Source organism: Microcystis sp. 49638_E5, assembly GCF_021300285.1.
In the GTDB taxonomy this organism is placed as follows: domain Bacteria; phylum Cyanobacteriota; class Cyanobacteriia; order Cyanobacteriales; family Microcystaceae; genus Microcystis; species Microcystis aeruginosa_C.
In genome coordinates this window covers 85,341-106,060 of sequence record NZ_JAJTDH010000002.1, presented here as the reverse complement: position 1 = coordinate 106,060, position 20,720 = coordinate 85,341, and the positions used below count along the sequence as shown (strand labels likewise).

The 20,720-nt window shown below is 44.1% G+C and carries 15 protein-coding genes and 2 pseudogenes; 8 read left to right on the top strand and 9 right to left on the bottom strand.

Annotated elements, in window-relative coordinates:
• Nucleotides 1-75 precede the first annotated feature (75 nt).
• Together LW728_RS00905 and LW728_RS00900 are read right to left on the bottom strand one after the other, a co-directional pair.
• Complete coding sequence (locus tag LW728_RS00905; RefSeq protein WP_287764730.1) at nucleotides 76-1,662, bottom strand: serine/threonine-protein kinase; 1,587 nt, start codon at nucleotides 1,660-1,662, stop codon at nucleotides 76-78.
• Nucleotides 1,663-1,992: 330 nt separating this feature from the next.
• Nucleotides 1,993-3,483 carry a UDP-N-acetylmuramoyl-L-alanyl-D-glutamate--2,6-diaminopimelate ligase gene (locus tag LW728_RS00900; RefSeq protein ID WP_287764728.1) on the bottom strand — a complete coding sequence of 497 codons (1,491 nt, stop codon included), beginning with the start codon at nucleotides 3,481-3,483 and terminating at the stop codon, nucleotides 1,993-1,995.
• Between the two features lie 330 nt (nucleotides 3,484-3,813).
• On the opposite strand from LW728_RS00900, the gene LW728_RS00895 reads away from it, so the two are divergent.
• Entirely contained in the window at nucleotides 3,814-4,560 is a 747-nt protein-coding gene (locus tag LW728_RS00895) for a DUF4079 domain-containing protein (RefSeq protein WP_287764726.1), read from the top strand.
• A gap of 6 nt (nucleotides 4,561-4,566) precedes the next feature.
• Here LW728_RS00895 and LW728_RS00890 read toward each other — a convergent pair whose 3' ends face one another.
• Nucleotides 4,567-6,249, bottom strand: a complete 1,683-nt coding sequence (locus tag LW728_RS00890; RefSeq protein ID WP_287764724.1) for a DUF7305 domain-containing protein — start codon at nucleotides 6,247-6,249, stop codon at nucleotides 4,567-4,569.
• A gap of 310 nt (nucleotides 6,250-6,559) precedes the next feature.
• Nucleotides 6,560-8,785 (bottom strand): glycosyltransferase, encoded by a 2,226-nt coding sequence (locus LW728_RS00885; RefSeq protein ID WP_287764721.1) that lies wholly within the window; start codon nucleotides 8,783-8,785, stop codon nucleotides 6,560-6,562.
• 188 nt (nucleotides 8,786-8,973) lie between these two features.
• Here LW728_RS00885 and LW728_RS00880 point away from each other — a divergent pair, with 188 nt between their 5' ends.
• Nucleotides 8,974-9,156: a hypothetical protein gene (locus tag LW728_RS00880; protein ID WP_002739991.1), complete on the top strand. Its 183-nt coding sequence runs from the start codon at nucleotides 8,974-8,976 to the stop codon at nucleotides 9,154-9,156.
• On the opposite strand, the gene LW728_RS00875 is transcribed toward LW728_RS00880, so the two are convergent.
• Complete coding sequence (locus LW728_RS00875) at nucleotides 9,149-9,688, bottom strand: NUDIX hydrolase (RefSeq protein WP_004268241.1); 540 nt, start codon at nucleotides 9,686-9,688, stop codon at nucleotides 9,149-9,151. The two genes, LW728_RS00880 and LW728_RS00875, sit on opposite strands and share 8 nt — an antisense overlap.
• A gap of 120 nt (nucleotides 9,689-9,808) precedes the next feature.
• Here LW728_RS00875 and rpsN point away from each other — a divergent pair.
• Nucleotides 9,809-10,054, top strand: a pseudogene (rpsN, locus tag LW728_RS00870) (30S ribosomal protein S14); the annotation flags it as partial.
• A 341-nt stretch (nucleotides 10,055-10,395) separates the two neighbouring features.
• Here the strand turns inward: rpsN and LW728_RS00865 are convergent.
• The gene (locus tag LW728_RS00865; RefSeq protein WP_004268249.1) at nucleotides 10,396-12,549 is read right to left on the bottom strand and encodes a polyribonucleotide nucleotidyltransferase; all 2,154 of its coding nucleotides are present in this window, start codon (nucleotides 12,547-12,549) and stop codon (nucleotides 10,396-10,398) included.
• Between the two features lie 646 nt (nucleotides 12,550-13,195).
• Between LW728_RS00865 and prfA the strand changes: the two genes are divergently transcribed.
• Complete coding sequence (prfA, locus tag LW728_RS00860; protein ID WP_287764718.1) at nucleotides 13,196-14,296, top strand: peptide chain release factor 1; 1,101 nt, start codon at nucleotides 13,196-13,198, stop codon at nucleotides 14,294-14,296.
• 122 nt (nucleotides 14,297-14,418) lie between these two features.
• On the opposite strand, the pseudogene LW728_RS00855 reads toward prfA, so the two are convergent.
• Nucleotides 14,419-15,594, bottom strand: a pseudogene (locus LW728_RS00855) (transaldolase).
• A gap of 209 nt (nucleotides 15,595-15,803) precedes the next feature.
• Here LW728_RS00855 and rpmI point away from each other — a divergent pair.
• The 3 genes from rpmI to LW728_RS00840 are packed head-to-tail and all read left to right on the top strand — an operon-like array spanning nucleotide 15,804 to nucleotide 17,356.
• Entirely contained in the window at nucleotides 15,804-16,007 is a 204-nt protein-coding gene (gene rpmI / locus LW728_RS00850) for a 50S ribosomal protein L35 (RefSeq protein WP_002781071.1), read from the top strand.
• A gap of 31 nt (nucleotides 16,008-16,038) precedes the next feature.
• Nucleotides 16,039-16,386, top strand: a complete 348-nt coding sequence (gene rplT, locus LW728_RS00845; protein ID WP_002739593.1) for a 50S ribosomal protein L20 — start codon at nucleotides 16,039-16,041, stop codon at nucleotides 16,384-16,386.
• A 13-nt stretch (nucleotides 16,387-16,399) separates the two neighbouring features.
• Complete coding sequence (locus tag LW728_RS00840) at nucleotides 16,400-17,356, top strand: PhoH family protein (RefSeq protein WP_004268263.1); 957 nt, start codon at nucleotides 16,400-16,402, stop codon at nucleotides 17,354-17,356.
• 328 nt (nucleotides 17,357-17,684) lie between these two features.
• On the opposite strand, the gene LW728_RS00835 is transcribed toward LW728_RS00840, so the two are convergent.
• Together LW728_RS00835 and LW728_RS00830 are read right to left on the bottom strand one after the other, a co-directional pair.
• Nucleotides 17,685-18,800 carry a fatty acid desaturase gene (locus tag LW728_RS00835; RefSeq protein ID WP_287764715.1) on the bottom strand — a complete coding sequence of 372 codons (1,116 nt, stop codon included), beginning with the start codon at nucleotides 18,798-18,800 and terminating at the stop codon, nucleotides 17,685-17,687.
• Between the two features lie 63 nt (nucleotides 18,801-18,863).
• Nucleotides 18,864-19,046 (bottom strand): hypothetical protein, encoded by a 183-nt coding sequence (locus tag LW728_RS00830; protein WP_287764713.1) that lies wholly within the window; start codon nucleotides 19,044-19,046, stop codon nucleotides 18,864-18,866.
• Nucleotides 19,047-19,204: 158 nt separating this feature from the next.
• Between LW728_RS00830 and LW728_RS00825 the strand changes: the two genes are divergently transcribed.
• Nucleotides 19,205-20,716 (top strand): VMAP-C domain-containing protein, encoded by a 1,512-nt coding sequence (locus LW728_RS00825; protein WP_287764711.1) that lies wholly within the window; start codon nucleotides 19,205-19,207, stop codon nucleotides 20,714-20,716.
• Nucleotides 20,717-20,720: the final 4 nt, after the last annotated feature.

Genomic DNA, 20,720 nt, shown 5'->3' with positions numbered 1-20,720 from the left:
CATAATTCATAATTCATAATTCATAATTCATAATTCATAATTCATAATTCATAATTCATAATTCATAAGGAAAGATTACCAGTAAACGCGTTTACCATTGGGCATAACTGTTAACCAATTGGTTTTTGCTAGGGCGATTTGTTCTTGAGTTACTTGGGCATCAGAGAGATTAGCCCCGCAAAGATTAGCGTTTTTGAGATGAGCGTAGCGAAGATTGGCTCCGGTGAGATTCGCCCCGCGTAAATCGGACTCTTCCAGGTCTGCATAACCGAGATAGGCATCATTTAAATTGGTATTTTTGAGAATAGCTTGAGTGAGATTAGCCCGGCCCAGATCCGCATTGGATAGATCCGCCCCTTGTAAATTAGTGCCTGTTAATTTGCATTGAAAGAAATTTACCCCCAAAAGTTTTGCTTTAGACAGATTGAGATTCGATAAGTCCTCCTGGGCGAAATTGCGCCGGCCGTTATCGTAAGCATCGAAAATCGCTTTTTCATCTAAGCGGCGTTTTCTCTTCGATAAGGTTATATCTACGCTGCTGTGGTCTTTGTTTCTAGATGGTGTATTTGTATTGGTTGTTGAAAAGGCGATCTGTCCCCCCGACAGATTATCTGGAGAGGCCCCTGAATTTTTATTTTTGGAGCGAAATTTAGAGTTGATAGTGCCAGAAACTGAGGAAGTGAGTATTTGACCTGAATCTTGTGGTGGTTTCGGGGCAGTAACCATTGGAGCCGAGGTTAAACTTTGGGCTAGACTATCGGCATAAGCGGTCATGTCTAAAGCATCCATTACCTCTTGGGCGGATTTGTAGCGATGACGGACGGAGACTTCCAGCATTGTTTTCAGGACTTTAGCAAACTGGGGACTCACCTTGACTAATTTTTCCCAGAGTAATTCACCTGTATTAATATCAACTTCGAGCGCTTTAGGAGATTTGCCCGTGAGTAGATAGATACAGGTAGCTCCCACGGCATAGATATCACTAGCATAGACCGGACGCATGGCCATCTGTTCGGGAGGGGCAAAACCTTGGGTACCCACGGCAAAATTAGTGAAAGCAGTTTGAGAATTGACATTGACAATAATAGTGTTAACTTGATTTTTGACAGCCCCAAAGTCAATCAGAACCAATTTTCGATCCGTTTCCCGAAGAATTAGGTTAGCGGGTTTGATATCCCGATGAATTACCTTTTGTTTGTGGATATATTTCAAAATCGGCAACAGTTCACTTAAAAACTGTTTGACTCCCGCTTCGCTAAACGGTCCGCGTTTTTTTACCTCTTGGTGCAGGTTATGACCTTTAACGTATTCTTGAACTAGATAAAACTGTTGATTATCTTCAAAATAGTCCAATAATCGGGGAACCTGCGGATGAACGCCCAGTTTTCCCAGGGTTTCCGCTTCTCGCTCAAAAAGTTCCCTGGCCATCTGAAAAACATTAGGATCGTCAGTGGAAGGTCGCAGTTGTTTAACCACACATAGGGGGTTACCTGGTAGAGACAAATCCGATGAGACAAAGGTTGCCCCAAACCCTCCTTTTCCCAAAATGCCTAGGATCTGATAGCGGTCGTGCAGAAGAAGTTTTGAACCGCAACTCTCGCAGATTAACGCTTTTGGGGCGTTTTTCGGTTGAGGACAGTCGGGATTAAGGCAGTAGGTCATATAGAGTCACCAGTTGACCAATACTTTTTGGCTAACACAGTTCAACAATGTATTCTGGGAGATTCTCCTCAAGAGGGAGGGTCTCCCAGAGTCTAAAACTATACTGAAACTCTAGACAGTCAAAGTGCGCCTCTAGTCTTGGTTATCGACTAAAACAACGTCTTTTAGTGTCATTGCTTAGTTAACGCAGAGGCAACTTATCAAGATAGCGGTTGCTTGCTAACTGGGATTTTTACCTAAACTCTTCTAGCTTATCACAGATTTGACAATTGGCGACCTCTATAAATTGTCAAGTAATCTTAGCTTTTCTTGATAATTCATCACCTCTAATCACTTTTTCCCTTTCATCAAAGCAGCCCGGGCCTGTTCGCGGTCATCGAAATGGATTTTTTCTGTCCCCAAAATTTGATAGTCTTCGTGGCCTTTACCCGCAATAATTACTCCGTCTCCCGGTTGTGCTGTTTGAATAGCCGTGTCAATGGCTAAAGCGCGATCGCTAATTACCTGTACGGTAATTTCTGGGGGAATGCCAGCGATAATATCCTCAAGGATTCGTTCGGGAGCTTCTGTGCGGGGATTATCGGAGGTAACTATGGCTAAATCTGCTAATTCTGCCGCTATTTTCCCCATTAACGGCCGTTTTGTCCGATCTCGATCGCCGCCACAACCAAAAACACAAATCATCCGACCAGAAATAAAGGGACGTGTTGCTTTTAAAACATTCTCTAAACTGTCGGGAGTATGGGCATAATCGACAATGACGCTGATATCTTGGTCGGGAGCGATGCTAACCCGTTCCATCCGCCCCGGTACTCCTGAAAACTGGGGAATTTGACCGATTACTGTCCCTAAATCTACACCACATTCTAACACTGCCGCCACCGCCGCTAAGAGATTAGCCAGATTATATTGACCCACCAGAGGAGAAGCAAAGGCTATTTCCCCTTGGGGAGTCACCATCACCCCTTCTACTCCCGTGGGTTGATAGTGTAGATCTTTAGTATAAAAATCGGCACGAGCATCGGACACACTATAGGTTAAAACCTGTTGGGGAGACAGGGAGGCCGCTAAACGTTGACCATATTCATCATCAAGGTTAATAATCGCCTTACCTTGCAGATAATCGGGACTAAATAATTTAGCTTTAGCGGCAAAATAATCCTCCATGTCGAGGTGATAATCGAGATGGTCCTGGGTGAGATTGGTAAACACCGTCACGGGAAAAGTACAACCCTGTACCCGTCCCTGGGCCAGTGCATGGGAACTAACTTCCATGACGGCGATTTCATTGCCGGCGCTCACCGCTTTGGCCAAACTAGCTTGTAACTCGTTAGCGAAAGGGGTGGTATGATTGGCGGTTTCTTGGAATCCTTGCCAACGGGTGTAAAGAGTCCCGAATAAAGCGGTGGGAATCTTTGCTTGGCTGAGAAAATATTCAATTAAATGGGTGGTGGTGGTTTTGCCGTTGGTTCCCGTCACACCGATTAATTTTAGGGTAAGGGCCGGATAATGATAAAATTTAGCAGCGATCGCAGCAGTGGCAGTAACTAAATCTGCCACAACGATTACGCAAGCATCCTCCGGGGGGGGAAATTTAGCAGCGGCTGCCGGGGAGATAATCGCCGCTAGGGCCCCGCTTTCCAAAGCGGAACGCCAAAATTCACCGCCATCGACGCGAGTACCGGGTAAACCGATAAATAAATCTCCCGGTTGACAAGCATGGGAGTTGGTGGAAATTCCTGTAATCTCGGTAATAGAAGCGATAGGAGAAGAAATCGGGGAAACCAGAGGGATAGTTGTTAAAAGTTCTTGTAGTTTCATAGTCAGGATTGAATCTAGGGATTGCTGCTTTTAGATTAGCCGATTATCAAAGAGGTTCCTAGGCCGAAGTGGGGGTGTGGGGTGTGGGGTGTGGGGAGATGGGAATTATGAATTATGAATTATGAATTATGAATTGGGGAGAAGGGAGTGGGAAGTGGGGAAGTGGGGAAGCTGTCTCATCACCCTATCACCCCAAAACCCTATCACCCTATCACCCTATCTCCTGCCTTTTCCCTTTTGCCTCCTGATATCTGCGATAAGCTAAAAAAAACAAGGCTATAGCTTGTCAACTGTTGACGATTTTCTGCTGACTATTTTCGGGATATTTATATGCAATTCGTCGATTTTCTGGCTCTCATTCATCCTGTCCTAGCGATAGTGGTCGTTTTTCCTATTATCGGCCTCGTAGTTAACTTTGCTTGGCAAACCCGTCAACGTCGCCTAGAAACCAACGCGGGAAATAAAAGTAAAATTCCCCCAGTGGTCGGGCCAGAACATCTACGCTTAGGCCGCTGGTTAACCGCTACAGTGGTAGGGGTTAACCTGTTAGCACTAGCTTACTCGGTCGTTTACGGTTTTAATGGTTTTGTCGATAAACAAAAAGACGGAAAATTAGACTCCTTTCAGGTCATTTTTGTGATTTTGATGTTTTTTGTCACCATTGCCTCTTTGGTCTGTCTCTACCGTGCTAGACAAGGCCTCTGGCGCGGAATTTTTGCCACTTTGACTGGCATGGGTTTAATTATTATCGGTTCTCAGGATGGGGTCTGGCGACTCTCGGACCAATGGTACTGGTCCCACTACTATATCGGCATGGCGGCATCATTACTGATGATTTTCTCTCTGGCCATTGTCGAAGATATCTATAAAGACCGTTCCCATCGTTGGCGCATCGCCCATACAATTCTCAATTGTATCGCTCTGGCTCTCTTTCTGGGACAAGGGATGACCGGTTCGAGGGATTTGCTGGAAATTCCCCTCAGTTGGCAAAAACCGGCAATTTATCGCTGTGATTTCACCAATAAAACCTGTCCTGAACCTAAATCCTCAACCCCCCTTATCAACCCGATAAGTTAAACTTTTTTAGGGACTGGGAGAGGGAGAGGGTGAAGGAGTTGGGAAAGTGGGTACACACTTAGATGGCTCCGTGGGGGTATCACCCTCCTCCGGTATGGGTTCCTCACACCAATTGGCAATCTTACCAAGTTGGGGCAAGGTGTTTAAGGGATTGGGTTTCAGGTTTTGGATTAAGTCAGTCCATTCTACCCCTTGGGTCACAGCAACTGCGCCGCTATTTGGGGCACAGGTTGAAATTTTGCCCCACTTCTTACCCCAGGCGGCACCGACGAAATCACCGTTACCGGTTTTACCGAGGGAATAGTCAGGAGCAAAGATAAACGCTTCTAGTCTTTGGTTTTGTCCCACTCTCAGACAAATTTGCGGCGCGGTGGAAGCTAATTCATTATTGGCATAAATTTGTAGATTGCCCGGTTTACAAACCGTGGGTCGGCTAACACGGCTGCAGTCGTGTTCGATGACACCGTTAATATCACCTCCAACATAAAAAACCACCCGTTGCCCCGGAGTAATGGTGATCCTATCGTTACCACTCAAGTTGATATTATTAACGATATACTCGTACACCTGTACGCTTTGACCGTTAATCGTGCGAGTAGTGGGTGTGTCTCCCTGTCTGGGAAAAGTTTCTTGAGCAGGCAAAAGAGGACTGGTAAGTTCTCCTAGGTTTGTAATACCGTTGGGAGGCTCCGGTAAATTGGGGAAATCAAGCCTCTCCTCCGGCACACCGACAAATTGCGCTTTGTAGGGGGTATTGGGTGCGGGTGTGGGCTGTTGAATATTATTTTGGTTAATATAACATTCTAGGTTCGGTCGCAAAGTTCCTGTCCCCTCGACAAATCCTGTGGCCTCCGTGGTGTCGCTCATAACCACATCCCCCTGAAATTTAGCACCGCCAGAATAATTCGGATTGCTGGCCGTAATCTGGTCAGTTTGACTGAGATCTTCCGTGGCTCCCTCCCTTATCCACAAAGTCGGGACCGTGGTGCGAGTGAATGCGAGGGGACGGGAAGGAAAAATAGGGATAGTTACCACCACGCGGTTACGCGAGGCGGCATTATCGCCACTATCTCTATTGATATTAATGTTAGTTAGGTCTGTTGCGGCACTTTTGAGGGAAAGTCCTTCGAGGGTGAGAACTCCCCAACCTAAACCCCTAGAGGGGGGAGTCTTCTCGGTATCATCGAGATAAACGTAGTTAACCACGCGATAATAACGATTATTACCGAGATCAAACCATTCACCACTAGCCAAATCTCTTAATCCTGGATTTACTGCTCGTTGTTCTGTGGGTGCGAGGATTTTGTAGGCAATTTCGTTATTACGATTGGTATTACCACAGGCGGTGGCAATGGCTAATTTTTTTAAATCTCTTTGGAAATTGGTACTAGGATTACCAGTGGGTATTTCGGCTCTCTCCCAACAATCGCCAGTAGTACAATTACTATCAACCGTTGCCATAACTCGAACGCTATTCAGTAAATCCCGCACGCGAGCCACTGCAGCTTCGGAACTTGTTAAACTATCAGCCTGGGCTTTTTGGGCAATTACTTTCGATTGATCCCCTTGGACGCGCATCATCACAGTTATCCCTGTTCCCATCAGGATAAGTCCAATTAACATGGCAAGAGGCAAGGCAAACCCCTTTTCCTTATTAGCCGTCAGGTGAAGGTATAAACGATTGTTCATAGACCAGTCCATCTAAGAATGGTTACTTCTATTATAATACTGTCAAGTTTTGGTCAAGTGACAAATGTGAGAATACAAGAATAGCACTGTGAGTACAATCACAGACAAAAGCCAGTTAATAGAATAGTCAGCCAGCAATTTTTCGATAAGTAGGTAGGCGTTAAAAATTATCAGATGCCCCCTTTATCAAGGGGGGATTAAGGGGGGATCGGCACCCCCCTTATCAAGGGGGGCAGGGGGGATCGAACCTAAAATCTATTTTTAATTTAATTATAACCAGCTACTTAAGTATTTTCGACTTTTGACTTAACTAAAGGGCTGTTTTTTCATTCAAAAATGCCCGCCAAATCAAGCTTATACCCCGACAAAAGCTGATAATTAACAACCAAAGGGATTGTAATTCTCCCGCCGTATTTTTCGGTTGCCAGCGCTGGGGACGACAGAATAAAAAAGTAATTAGCTTTCTCTGCTCTGATAGGGTAAGTGGCTGGAATTTAAGAGTCGCTTGCCAGATTTTTCCTCGTTTTTCTAGATTGACTAGATGAGCCGATAGGCGCAAGTTTTCGCCTAAAATATCTAGGAGTAATTTTTCTGAGTAGATGGGTTCCCCTAGGTGAATTTCTGCTCCTATTTCCGAAAGTTTTTTTAGATTGCCCTGTATAATTATATCCGATTCTGTGATCAAGTTAACAGGAGATTCCAGCATTTGATATTGAGTTTCTAGGGTGAGGGGAGCTTCCAATAAAGCCACTAAAGCAGTCATGATAATAACCACGTTATATATAGCCAAAATCAAGCCAAAATTTAGGGGACTTGCTTGATAATTGTGATGGTGCAAATTAAAGAAAATACTAATTAAGGTAATGGTGAGAAAAAAGAGCAATGGGTAGGATAAATGCCAATTATATTGATAATTTTGGCGAGCAATTCCCTTCGGTGTCACCTGAAATCCCTTGTCAAAGGGTTTCCAAAGAACATGGAGAACTGTTAGGGCTGTAGGTACACAAATAATCATCGATAGTACCTCAGAAAAAATAATGGAGCGCGAGCGAGAATTTAACCAGTGATAAGTGGCTAACTGCAGCATCATGTAGGGTAAAAATATATAGATTGTCTCATCAATAGTAATGTTAAAAGGTACTATATAACCAAAGGTATAAAGGAGAGGAATAAGCAGAGAAAATAAACGAGCTAAGGGAGAAAACCAAGATAAAAGTCCTTCTAAGTGTGCCAATCTTTGGGGTAGAGTTAGTCCCGCAATTTTTAGGGGATTAGCTTTGATAAAAAAGGCCTGTAAAGTTCCCCTTGCCCAGCGCAATCTTTGCCGTAAATAAGCTGATAAACTTTCGGCAGATAAACCAGCACTGAGTTTTTCATTTAAGTAAATAACTTCATAACCTTTGGCAGAGATAGCAATCCCAGTAAAATAGTCTTCACTAATAGATTCTATATTAAAATATCCCACTTCCTCTAAGGCTTTTCTTCTGACAATAAAAGAAGTGCCAGCACAAACAGAACTACCCACCCCATCTTTAGCTGGTTGGATATGACGATAAAATAATTCTTCGTCGGGAGTAACGATATTTTCTAAACCTAAGTTATGGGCAATAGGATCGGCATTATAAAAGCTTTGGGGCGTTTGCACTAAGGCAATTTTTGGGTTTTGAAACCAGCCAACAGTTCTTTCTAGAAAGTTCCGACAAGGGATAAAATCCGCGTCAAAAACTACCACTAATTCCCCTTGAGTTTGTCTGAGAGCATGGTTTAAATTACCTGCTTTAGCGTTTTTTCTATCCTCACGAGTCAGATAATGACAATTTAATTTTTCTGCCAATTCATAAATTTCTGACCTCTGGGTATCATCGAGAATATAAATATTTTTATGGGGATAATTAAGGGCTTGACAACCGATAATAGTTCTTTTTAAGATAAAGGCTGGCTCATTATAGGTGGGAATGAGGATATCTACCGTCGGTAAATACTGTTTATCGATCACCCCTTGGCTATAAAAATCAGCTTCTTTGCGTCTATCCTTCGTGGTTAAGACTAAAACTAACTGAATTATGCTACTACTTAAAATTATCATCTCAATTCCTAAAAGGAGTAAACTAAAAAAGCCATTGAGAGGAGTAGAAAGATTTAAGGTTTCCAGAATTCTCCAGAGTAGATAGCGCAGGGTTATAGCTAGAGTGATAGAAATAATGACTAATCTTGACCAAACTTGCGGACGCGGAGACAAGAAAACGATTAACTGCGTAAAAATTAGCAGGATAACCGTGGGTAATAATAATTGATAGCTATGAGCAACCGTGGGAACTTTAATCCAAGCAAAGGGGTTAAAAAATTCTTCTACTAAGCCAAGGATTAATCGATAAATATTGTGTTCTGGCCAACATAATGATAAACTAACCATCATTAGCCCGCCGATCACTGCCAAAATAATTAAAATAACCGATATTATCGCTAAAATGGATTTGAATACGGAGGAATATGCTGGTTTTTGAGGGAACGTAAAAATTGACTCTTGGTTAGACATAAATCCCCTTCTGAGTAAATAAATCTAACTACATTTTACAATTCTTAACAAAAACCCTGTGCATTTTTGGCAATGACAGGAGCGCTCTCCACCAAAATGCTAAATTTTGTATCAAACCCAAGATGAAACTAGCCAGAAAAAGTCTGGAAATAGTATACTCTGGTTAACCGTGAGGAAAAATTTAATCTATGATAGCCGTCAAAATCGCCGTTGTTAGCGCTCTCGTTTTAGTTGTGGTCAAATTCGTCGCTTCTGTTCTAGGTAAAGGCAATATACCCCTACTTAATCAGGCTGTCACTGTGATTTTAAGCCTTTTTATCGGGTTTGAGTTGATTCAACTAGGACAAACGGTGATTGAAAAGATTAATTAAGAGCTAAACGGGCCAGATAGAAGCTAGTAATAGTTTTAGCATCGATCGATTCTCCCTTGGCGATCGCCGATTCCATTTCCTCAAAACTCATAAAAACCACTTCCAGATCTTCATCGGCATCTTGAGCGGGGGGCAAGCTTAATTTTTCCAGATCCCGGGCCAGAAAAGCATAGATGTATTCATCGGAATAACCCGGTGCCAGAGCAAATTTACCCAAAGATTGCCAATTATGCGCCCGATAACCCGCTTCTTCCTCTAATTCTCGTTTTACCGTCGTAGCAGGGTCTTCTCCTTCATCAATCGTCCCGGCGGGAAATTCCAGAATGCGAGCTTGCAAACTAAACCGATACTGACGTACTAAAACTAATTGACCTTCCTTGGTGATTGGAACTGCTAAAGCACCCCCCGGATGACGCACACATTCCCATTCTCCCTCGACACCGTTAGGTAAACGCAGTTTCGAGACTTCAAATTGAAAGACGCGACCCTGATAAAAAAGACGTTGTTGGAGAAATTGAGGCGGTTCAGACATAGAAAATTTGCAACTAGGACTTTAAGAATTAATATCAAGAAATGTCACCTTTGTCACCGGTGTTTCAGGTTATAATAGAAAATGCTGTCTTTACAGGTTAAATCTTTTTCGAGAAACCCCATGGCAAAAAAATCGATGGTAGAACGCGAGAAAAAACGCGCTCGTCTCAGACAAAAATACGAAGCTAAAAGAGCGGAACTAAAAGAACAATTCCGCACCGCCGAGGATTTTGAAGAAAAACTGGCAATTCACCAAAAATTACAGGAATTACCCCGCAATAGCGCTCCTAGTCGTCACCGCAACCGTTGTTTAACGACCGGCAGACCGAGAGGATACTATCGCGATTTTGGTTTATCCCGCAACGTAGGGTCTGCTGAAAAAGTTTTTCGTGGGGACAGGGTGTGGGGTGTGGGGTGTGGGGTGTGGGGTTTTACCGGTTTTGAGGTGGCCAATTACCTAATTTTTAGGGAAAAAGTCCAGGGATTTTCCCCCTGATCACTCCCATACCTGGTACTTTTTGATTGACAAAAAGTCTAAAAGTCTTACCCAACAAGGTTTTTAGATTTATTCAGCAAACCCTATCTAGGGAAAATACCGGGATAGAGGCGTGGTTTTTGCGTCTCTATTGCCGTTTTTAGGCAATTTTAGCGATAAAACAAAAACCCTCGATCGAGTGATCGAGAGTTAAACATGAACAAAAAATTCACCTAGACTACAGTAGCAGCCTTACGGGCAGCAGCGGCCTCATCGGGATGAATACCGAGACGAGTGAGATTGAGACGACCTTTACTATCGATCTCGCGTACCTTGACTAACACCTCATCCCCCACGGCCACTTCATCTTCGACCTTACCGACGCGTCCCTCGGCCAATTGGGAAATATGGATCATTCCCTCTTTCCCCGGCAAAACTTCCACAAAAGCGCCGATTTGGATAATGCGAGTCACGCGACCGAGATAAACCTCACCCTCATTGAGTTTGCGGGTCATATTGTAAATCAGTCGTTTAGCTTTTTCGGCCTGTTCCCCATCGGTGGAGGAAATGGTGACAGTACCATCGTCATCGATATCGATTTTCGTGCCGGTCTGTTCAGTAATCCCTTTAACCGTCTTACCACCCGGCCCGATTACTAACCCGATCAGATCTGGATCGATCTTGATCGTCAATAACCGGGGTGCGTGGGGAGATAATTCCGTGCGGGGTTTTTCTAGGGTCGCTAACATCTTCTCGAGGATATGTTTGCGGGCCGGTAAAGCTTGTTCGATCGCCTTGGCCACCACTTCCATGCTTAAACCGGGGATTTTCATATCCATCTGGAGAGCGGTGATGCCGGAATCAGTGCCAGCCACCTTAAAGTCCATATCTCCCAGAAAATCCTCAATACCCTGAATATCGGTCAAAATCCGCACTTCTTCCCCTTCTTTAATTAAACCCATGGCCGCACCGCTAACGGGTTTTTTCAGGGGAACACCGGCATCCATCAGCGCCAGGGTAGAACCACACACGGAACCCATGGAGGTGGAACCATTAGAAGAGAGGACTTCCGACACCACCCGCAGCACATAGGGAAATTCCTCCTGTGGGGGGAGGACAGGTACGATCGCCCTTTCCGCTAAAGCACCGTGACCGATTTCTCGACGGCCGGGAGAACGCATCGGACGGGTTTCACCGACGGAAAAGGGTGGGAAATTGTAGTGATGAAGATAGCGTTTTTCATCTTCGGGATGGAGATCGTCGCCCAAATCCTGAGCATCACCGGGGGTGCCAAGGGTGGCGATCGAAAGCACTTGGGTTAAACCGCGATTAAACAAACCGCTACCGTGAACCCGACGGGGTAAAACTCCCACCAGGCAAGAAATCGGCCGTACTTCGTCCAGTTTGCGACCATCAACCCGCACCCCATCCTCGATAATTTGGGCGCGCATCAGTTTTTTGGTCAGATCCTTAAAGAGATTACCGATTAACTTGGGTTCTTCCAGCGTTGGAGCTTTTAAGGGATCTTCATCGGGGAGAGCGGTTATAGTTTCCTTGATCCGATTTTCGATCGCCTCTAATTTCTCATCCCGTTCGGTTTTGCTGAGGGTAAACTGACAGAGAATCTGTTTAATTTCCTCTTTAGCTTGTTCTCTCAGGAAATTCTGCACGGTTTCGTTTACTACCGGCGCTTCTCGGGTGACGAGGGGAATACCCAACTGATCGATCAATTCCCGTTGAGCGGTGATCAGGTCGCGCACTGCTTCATAACCAAAATCGATCGCCTCAATAATATCCCGTTCCGGTAACTGATTGGCTCCCGCTTCGATCATCACCACCCCTTCGGGACTACCGGCCACCACTAGATCCAATTCTCCGTTATGGATTTCCTTGTAGGTGGGATTGATGATAAATTCATCCCCCAGTAAACCGACGCGCACCGCTGCCATCGGTCCTTGGAAGGGAATACCTGCCAACAAAACCGCCACGGAAGCCCCAGTAACGGCCAAAACATCCGGGGGGACCTCCTCATCCATCGAGAGGGTTGTAGCGACCACCTGAATATCATCCCGCATCCAACTGGGAAATAGGGGCCGCAGGGGGCGATCGATCAAACGACCGGTCAGAATTGCTTTTTCCGGGGGACGACCTTCACGACGCAAAAATCCTCCCGGGATGCGCCCGGCGGCGTATAATCTTTCTTCATAGTCAACGGTTAAGGGTAGGAAATCTACTCCTTCTCTGGCTTTGGCTGTGGTTGCTGTCACTAAAACTGCCGTTTCTCCCGATTGGATCAGAACACTACCGCCAGCTTGGGGGGCTAAAAGCCCTATTTTTAGTCGAATATCCCTGCCATCAAAGGATATTGACTTGTCAAACTCTTCCATGTAAAGCTATATTCCTTTCTTTCACTTTTCTCTGTGCTGTCGCCATCCTAGCATTTTTTGTACCCCTTTCCAGCAGGTTTAGTATTCAGTGATCAGTTTTAAGAAGGTTCGGAGCCGGTCGTCAGTAGTCAGGAGCCGGTCGTCAGTAGTCAGTAGTCAGTAGTCAGGAGCCGGTCGTCAGTAGTCAGGAGCCGGTCGTCAGGAGTCAGTAGTCAGGGGCCAGTAGTCAGGGGTCAGGAGATTATTTTTATTTATTCTTCCCACTTCTCACTTCATAATTCATAATTCATAATTTATAATTTATAATTCCTACACCCCAATTCCCCACTTTTAAACAGAATTTAAGATTACTTGCTCAAAACGGCCAAAAAATGATAGCTTCAGATATAGGAATAATCTGGTTAAGAAAAAAAATGTCTTCCCTTGCCGCTTGCTGGCCTAAAAATATTTCTAAGTATTAGCAAAACTGACTGACTCTCAGCTCTCAGCAGTTGAGCGGGATTTTTCCTAGCTCGAAGAACCCCAGACAAAGAAAATTAAGACAATTAAAAGGATTGCGTCTCTATTATCTGTTAGACGCTTCTAATCCAGTGAATTTGCGGGTTATCTTCAAATTAACCCCGTTTAACCCTATTTATTATCGATCATGGCTGAAAGTTATTTATTAAACAAACTGCAATCTGTAGAACAGACGTACAAAGAATTAACCCGTCGTCTAGCGGATCCCGATGTCACCAGTAATCCGGGTGAATTGCATCGTCTGGCCAAATCCCGCGCTTCCCTAGAGGAAACGGTCAACACTTACGAAATTTGGCAAAAAAGTCAAGAGGATTTAATCGGTGCGAAACAAATCTTCAAAGAATCCGCCAGCGATCCCGAATTACGCGAAATGGCCGCCCTAGAAGTGGCAGAATTAGAGGCAAAAATCGCCACTTTGGAAGACCAATTAACAATTCTGCTGCTGCCCCGGGATCCCCTCGATGAAAAGAATATCATGCTGGAAATTCGCGCCGGGACCGGAGGTGATGAGGCCAGTATTTGGGCGGGGGATTTAGTGCGTTTGTACTCAAAATATGCCGAAACTCAAAAATGGAAAGTTAGCCTTTTGAGTGAATCTCCGGCGGATATGGGGGGATTTAAAGAGGCAATTTTAGAGATTAAAGGCGATAACGTCTATAGTAAGCTGAAATTTGAGGCGGGAGTCCATCGGGTGCAGCGGGTTCCTCTGACGGAAGCAAGTGGTCGCGTCCACACTTCCACCGCTACCGTGGCAATTATGCCAGAAGTGGACGATGTGGAAGTGCATATCGATCCCAAGGATATTGAGTTAACCACGGCTAGATCTGGGGGAGCAGGCGGTCAAAATGTCAATAAAGTGGAAACTGCCGTCGATTTAATCCATAAACCCACGGGAATCCGGGTTTTCTGCACCGAAGAGCGATCGCAATTGCAAAACCGGGAACGAGCTATGCAGATTCTCCGGGCGAAACTGTACGATATGAAATTACAGGAACAACAGGAAGCGGTCAGTTCCATGCGACGCTCTCAGGTGGGAACCGGTTCCCGTTCGGAAAAAATTCGCACCTATAACTATAAGGATAATCGTCTCACCGATCATCGCTTAAATCAGAATTTTTCCCTCGATCGCATTTTAGACGGCGCCATCGAAGAGGTGATCCAATCCTGTATCGCCAAGGATCAACAGGGAAAACTGGCAGAATTAGCCGCTGCCCAAGAGACAGCTTAATCAGTGATCAGTGATCAGTTACCAGTGAACAGTAAAAAGCTCCCCACTTCCGGCACTTTCCCCACTGGTGGGGGTGAGTGCGGGTGGGGAATGATGCCGGTTCCTTCAACTCACGACTAATTCTATGCTTCCACTAAACGAAAGGCCGCACCCAAACCGACAGCGATCTCATCGGGAGAAATTCTGCCATCATGGTTAATATCGATCGCATCGAATACCGCATCGGTTCCCGCCCATTCTTCCCGGATGATGAAACCATCCCCATCATGATCATAGACTGGGAAAATATCTTCGGCGGCGTGTTCTAGGGTTGACTGACCTTACAACTGGGTTAAACGTTGAATCAGCAATTGTTCTAATAATTCTAAAGCTTTGGTAAAACCTTGAATACCTTCCGTTAGTTTTTCGGAAGCCATGGCATCTTCGGCGTGCATTTTCTCAAAAGTCGCTTGATCCATGGCAATTTTGACAATATCAAGGGTTGCGGCCTGGTCTGGATCGAGCTTACGGGGTAAATCGGCTTCTGTCTCTTGCAATTGTTCGAGAAGTTTCGGGGAAATGGTTAAAAGATCACAACCAGCTAACTCGCAAATTTCGCCGATATTGCGGAAACTTGCCCCCATAACTTCGGTTTTATAGCCAAACTTTTTATAGTAGTTATAGATCTGGGTAACGGATTGGACTCCGGGATCTTCAGCACCAACGTAGTCTTTACCAGTTTCTTTTTTATACCAATCGAGAATGCGACCGACAAAGGGAGAAATTAAGGTGACTCCCGCTTCCGCACAGGCGATCGCCTGATGAAAACCGAATAATAGGGTTAAATTACAGTGAATTCCTTCTTTTTCGAGGACTTCTGCCGCTTTAATCCCTTCCCAAGTCGAAGCAATTTTAATTAAGACTCTTTCTCTAGAGATACCCGCTTGTTCATACTGGGAAATGAGATAACGGGCCTTGTCGATGGTAGCTTGGGTATCGTAGGAAAGACGAGCATCCACTTCGGTGGAGACGCGGCCGGGGACGATTTGCAGGATTTGCAGACCAAAACCGATCGCTAGACGATCAAAAGCTAATTTGGCCACATCTTCCGGGGTGGCCTGCTCCCCTAATTCTTTTCTGGCCGCTTGCAGGGTTTGATCGACAATCGGCTGATATTGGGGCATTTGGGCCGCAGCCGTAATCAGGGAGGGGTTAGTGGTGGTATCTTGGGGGGTAAAAGCTTCGATCGCTTGGATATCGCCGGTATCGGCAACAACCACTGTAAATTGGCGTAATTGTTCTAGTAGGGTTTTAGCCATAACTTCTCCAGATGCGTGTTAACGCGAGACATTATCTGGATCTTAGCGATTCGATCGAAAGGAAGGGGAAAATTCCCGATTGATTTAATTCCCAAGCACAGACCTGGCCAAAGTCGGGATAAGAGCAGGAATCTTGGGTCCACTTCTTGCCCAAAGTCCTCTATTTGTGATAGTATTAGTGATTGTGTCGATTTAATAAAAGGGAGTTTATGCCCAAGCTAAAAACGCGAAAGGCGGCGGCCAAACGATTTGAGGCCACGGGAAGCGGCAAAAAAATCAAACGTCGCAAAGCCTTCAAAAATCATCTACTCGATCATAAGAGTGCCGAACGCAAGCGCCGTCGTTTGTCCCAGATTACCCTGGTACACGAGCGCGACGAGAAGGAAGTGCGCTTAATGTTGCCCTATTTGTAAATTTTCCAGAAAAATCGTCTAAAGGATTATCATGTCTAGAGTAAAACGGGGGAATGTCGCCCGCAAGCGACGCAAAAAAGTTCTCAAATTAGCCAAAGGTTTTCGCGGTTCCCACTCGCGCTTATTCCGTACCGCTAACCAACAGGTAATGAAGGCCTTGCGGAATGCCTATAGAGACCGTCGCAAACGTAAACGCGATTTTCGTCGTCTTTGGATTACCCGCATTAACGCCGCTGCTCGTCAACAGGGCATCAGTTACAGCCAACTAACCGGACAATTAAAGAAAGCTAATATCCTCCTGAATCGGAAAATGTTGGCCCAATTAGCTGTCCTCGATCCCGTCGCTTTTGCTAAAGTGGTAGAAACAGCCAAAGGATAATTTAGCCCCGAGCATGACGGAAACTTGGCAAACGATTCAATTCCCCAGTTCAGAAAGTGCGATCGCTTTAGCGGGTCATCAAGAAGCTAACCTCAAATTGATAGCCAGGCAAACTGGGGCGAATTTAGTCCTCAGAGGCATGGAATTGCGGATTGGGGGACAACCAACCCCGGTGGAGCGTGCCACAGCGATTGTGCGCTCCTTAAGTATTTTATGGCAAGAGGCCAAGTTAATCGCCGAAGCCGATATTATGACCGCTATCCATGCCCTCGATACGGGGCGTTCTAGCGAGTATAAAGAACTACAGCAGGATATTCTCGCCCGTACCCGTCGCGGGGAGCTAATTCGGGCAAAAACCTTCCGTCAGCGTCAATATATCCAAGCGATTCAAAGTCACGATATCACCTTTTGTATTGGACCTGCTGGCACGGGGAAAACCTTTTTAGCCGCCGTTTTAGCCGTACAAGCTTTATTAGAAGATAAAGTAGAACGGATTATCCTCACCCGGCCGGCCGTGGAAGCGGGGGAAAAATTAGGCTTTCTCCCGGGGGATTTACAGCAAAAAGTCGATCCTTTTTTGCGTCCCCTCTACGATGCTTTATACGAATTTATCGAAGCATCCAAAATTCCCGACCTGATGGAACGGGGTAAAATCGAAATCGCTCCCTTAGCTTATATGCGGGGACGAACCCTAGCTAATGCTTTTGTTATCGTTGATGAGGCCCAAAATACCACCCCAGCACAGTTAAAAATGGTCTTAACTCGCTTGGGATTCGGTTCGCGCATGGTAGTAACTGGAGATGTCACCCAAACCGATTTACCGCAACAGCAAGAATCGGGGTTAATTGCCGCTCAAAAAATCCTCAAATCAGTAGAAGGGATCGCTTTTTGTTACCTATCCCGGGCCGATGTGGTGCGTCATCCCCTAGTACAAAAAATTGTCTCAGCTTACGAACAGCACGAAAAATAACAGGCTCTTCTAGGTTCTGTGTGATAAGTTTAACTTACACAGGATCGATCTTTGTGTCCTTTGTGTCTTTGTGGTTCGCTCCACTCCCTCGCTAGGAGTAATGTATCTTAGAATACATTTTACCCACCAAACCTGGGAGAGCCAATAACAGATTGTTGAGATAGTCGCTCTTGTACTCTTGCGAGAGAGTATAGAATTAGGTTAATTTAACGCGATGTGCAACTAAAAACGACAGAATCAGGGTTCCAGAGGATACTTTATCTCTGCTGATTTCTGAAAGCCTTGTTGTAAATCAAGACTAAAAATATAGTTGCACACCGAGTTTAATTTAGCTTTTTCCCCTTAAACTAAAACCGACAAAGACGTAGTTTAAGGAGTTTCGGTATCCCCAAACCTCAAGGAATCGATAACGCTGCCATCCTTTCACCGAGCCAGTCTGAAAAGCTCTTAGGGTGTATAGTTGATTAGCCCAGTTGTTATCGTTTGTTGTAGCATGGTGAACACAGTGCGCCCCTAGGCTAACTGGAAGGATGGTCAGCCGAATAAAGACTGCTCCTACTAATTCTATGTACCATTTTAACCACTCTAACCAGTGGTCTGAGCGCGGAGGATAAGCACCCAGATATAGGGCAAAAGATTTACCAATTACCTGAGATTTAGCTCCCTCATTATCATCGGCTTCATAGGCCCAATTATGCTCCGGTAGCTGTTGCAAGAGTGCGGCTGCATAGGTTCCGAGTTGGGTAAATACCGCCCAGAGTAAGCAGATTAAACAAGAATGGGTTAAACCCGCACAAACAGAGGCCAAGAAAAGCACAATCAGGGTAGCTATTTGGTAGTTAATGGGAGCTTTAAGGAGATTAGTCAGGCGAGCAAGGAAGGTTTCTCCGTAAAACTTGGGAGAGAGTAATAACTTGCCCAAATTTTGCCAATAGAAGGCCTCTTCTTGGGCAAATTCAAAACCTAAATCTTCTACTAGGTAGGGGGTATTCCCTTTGTCATTCATGGTAGCTAGGTTTTTCGGCGGGTGGTGAATTAATAGGTGATCTTTTTTGAACAATGGAAAGGGCTTTTTCCCAGTAATTAAGGTAAGTAAACAACCTAAAAGATGGTTATAAGTGGGATATTGAGGGAAAAAAGCATTATGGGCGCAAAAGTGGGCTATTTCTTGCAATTGAGCCGCTCCAGCTACGGATAGCACCCATCCTAGGGGTATTAATTGCCAGTGGCTAAGAGCGATCGCTAATCCTCCTATATACTGGAGTATGCCATAGAGTAATTCTAAGGAGGGTGTGCTTTTCCAGAGAGGGGGAGCAAGGTAGTAGCCTGTTAGCCAGTCAAAGAAAGCTTGTACGAGACGATTATCGCTGAGTTGGAGCATCCCTAGGCGTGGATTATCCCTTAAAGCCGATGCTTGTGTTGGGGTGGGTTTTTTCAGTATCATGACAGTAGAAAATAAGTTGTACTGTCCTGAAAATGGTTAAATAACCAAATTCAGGCGGTTTTATTAGCTGAGCAGCTGTTCGATTTCTCGGTAGTGCTGGACTAATTGCCCATCACTAAAAAACGGCTTTGGAGAGATTTCTATCTCGATGGCGAGATTAATTACCCAAGCTTCTTTGGGTACATACCCCAAGAGATTTTTTAGCCTCTGGGTTAGTGATTTAATCTGGTAGTTTGAGATGTACATAAGCTCTGAATTAGACTACACTTTTAGCTTATTTCTAGCCTTTTTAATTGTCGAGGTAGTTTTTGTAGCATTTAGTAGTCAATTTGCCAAAGTATCATTAAGTAGCTAAAAGTAGCATTTTGTGAATTGTATTCTTAAAAGGAGAACCACAAGTACAAATGGGAGATAGAAAACCTAAGCCAGAAATTCCAAGTTCTTTAGGCAAAGAACTGTTTTTAAGCTGTGTGGAAAAAGTGATTCAATTGATAGAGCCTAATGGTATTACATCTATTCAAAAATGTTTAATCGAAGGGTTCGCACAGGGTTGGACTTATGAACACATAGCAAGAAAGTACGACTACTCCGAGGCGACGCTGAAAACGCACGCATCTCAAACTTTTTTTCCATTACTCGCCCAGGCATTTAAGAAAGGATTAGAAAGAGATATAAAAAAAGTTAACAAGGACAATGTCATCTCATTGGTTGAAGAGTATAATAGAAAAATAAGTGACAATGGGACTTTTTTACAGGATAAACTTAAAGAAAATAAGACAAAAATTAATATATTTACAGAGCTTAAAAATAAATTGTCTGGACAACAACAAGCAGAACTGAATCTGATCATAAAGTCGTACTTGCCAGATAATGACAATGCTAATTTTGAAGAAATCATCGATAAAATCATAAATATTCAAGATGATAAAGATTTATTAAGAATACTTTTTAGACTTACTCAAGATAGCAGAATTAATAGCTACAATCGCTCATACATTGAACAAACAATACAGGAGTTAAAGAAACTATTAAATATTACTGACACAGATTACAATGCTTGGATAGCAGAGATACCAGCAATTAATCCGGAACCTGACAATCGAGAAAATATTAACAACTATCTAATTATCAAAATAGAGGAGAGTAAAAGTCAAGCAAATACTTCCCCTGAATATAAATTTGCTGCGTGTTTTCTACAGTTAAATACATCTCAAAGTCAAGGAAATAATTATATACCTCTTCCTGTAGATAGTAGCGTTAGCAAAGATGTTTATACTCAAAAAGATATAACGAACATTTTAACAAAAATTATTGAAGATTGTCATGAGAGAGGAGGTGCAAACTTAAATATTGAATTTTTCACCGATGGTAAGCTACTATATACTAACTTTGAATCTTGGGAATACAATTACTTTGATAGCCTAACTCAACTTAAGAGAGTATATTTTGTTAATGTTCGTTCTCTTATGAGATTGGAAAAAATGTATAGTAAAATGCCAGCTTATCAAAATTGGAAAAGTAGATGGGAGAGATTAACAACAAATTCTATAGATACACAAACAGTTAATAACAGCGAGTCCTATTTGTGCCAAGAAACAACTCTATGGAGCAATCTTTGCGCTTCAACTCAAGAGGATTTAGAGCAATTATTTAAAAGAAGCTTAAAATATGGCATACCTTTAGTCGTTGGGTCGCGCTGTCATGCTCAGGAAGCAATTCACAGAACAGAAATTAATACACTCTTACAGGGTATTCAAATTAATCAATTGTCCACAAGAGTTCAAGAGGTGAGGCGAAAATCACCAGATAATTTAGAAGATGAACCCGAACATCTAGGACATCATCTATTATGCTTTTTAGAAGACCCTAATCGGATGCCCCCCTTCCACTACTTAACATCTCAGCACCTAGGTTAACTAA

Excerpts from the sequence above, each read along its gene's own strand:
- LW728_RS00905 (WP_287764730.1), bottom strand. The coding sequence starts at position 1,662 with ATGACCTACTGCCTTAATCCCGACTGTCCTCAACCGAAAAACGCCCCA.
- LW728_RS00900 (WP_287764728.1), bottom strand. The coding sequence starts at position 3,483 with ATGAAACTACAAGAACTTTTAACAACTATCCCTCTGGTTTCCCCGATT.
- LW728_RS00895 (WP_287764726.1), top strand. The coding sequence starts at position 3,814 with ATGCAATTCGTCGATTTTCTGGCTCTCATTCATCCTGTCCTAGCGATA.
- LW728_RS00890 (WP_287764724.1), bottom strand. The coding sequence starts at position 6,249 with ATGAACAATCGTTTATACCTTCACCTGACGGCTAATAAGGAAAAGGGG.
- LW728_RS00885 (WP_287764721.1), bottom strand. The coding sequence starts at position 8,785 with ATGTCTAACCAAGAGTCAATTTTTACGTTCCCTCAAAAACCAGCATAT.
- LW728_RS00880 (WP_002739991.1), top strand. The coding sequence starts at position 8,974 with ATGATAGCCGTCAAAATCGCCGTTGTTAGCGCTCTCGTTTTAGTTGTG.
- LW728_RS00875 (WP_004268241.1), bottom strand. The coding sequence starts at position 9,688 with ATGTCTGAACCGCCTCAATTTCTCCAACAACGTCTTTTTTATCAGGGT.
- LW728_RS00865 (WP_004268249.1), bottom strand. The coding sequence starts at position 12,549 with ATGGAAGAGTTTGACAAGTCAATATCCTTTGATGGCAGGGATATTCGA.
- prfA (WP_287764718.1), top strand. The coding sequence starts at position 13,196 with ATGGCTGAAAGTTATTTATTAAACAAACTGCAATCTGTAGAACAGACG.
- rpmI (WP_002781071.1), top strand. The coding sequence starts at position 15,804 with ATGCCCAAGCTAAAAACGCGAAAGGCGGCGGCCAAACGATTTGAGGCC.
- rplT (WP_002739593.1), top strand. The coding sequence starts at position 16,039 with ATGTCTAGAGTAAAACGGGGGAATGTCGCCCGCAAGCGACGCAAAAAA.
- LW728_RS00840 (WP_004268263.1), top strand. The coding sequence starts at position 16,400 with ATGACGGAAACTTGGCAAACGATTCAATTCCCCAGTTCAGAAAGTGCG.
- LW728_RS00835 (WP_287764715.1), bottom strand. The coding sequence starts at position 18,800 with ATGATACTGAAAAAACCCACCCCAACACAAGCATCGGCTTTAAGGGAT.
- LW728_RS00830 (WP_287764713.1), bottom strand. The coding sequence starts at position 19,046 with ATGTACATCTCAAACTACCAGATTAAATCACTAACCCAGAGGCTAAAA.
- LW728_RS00825 (WP_287764711.1), top strand. The coding sequence starts at position 19,205 with ATGGGAGATAGAAAACCTAAGCCAGAAATTCCAAGTTCTTTAGGCAAA.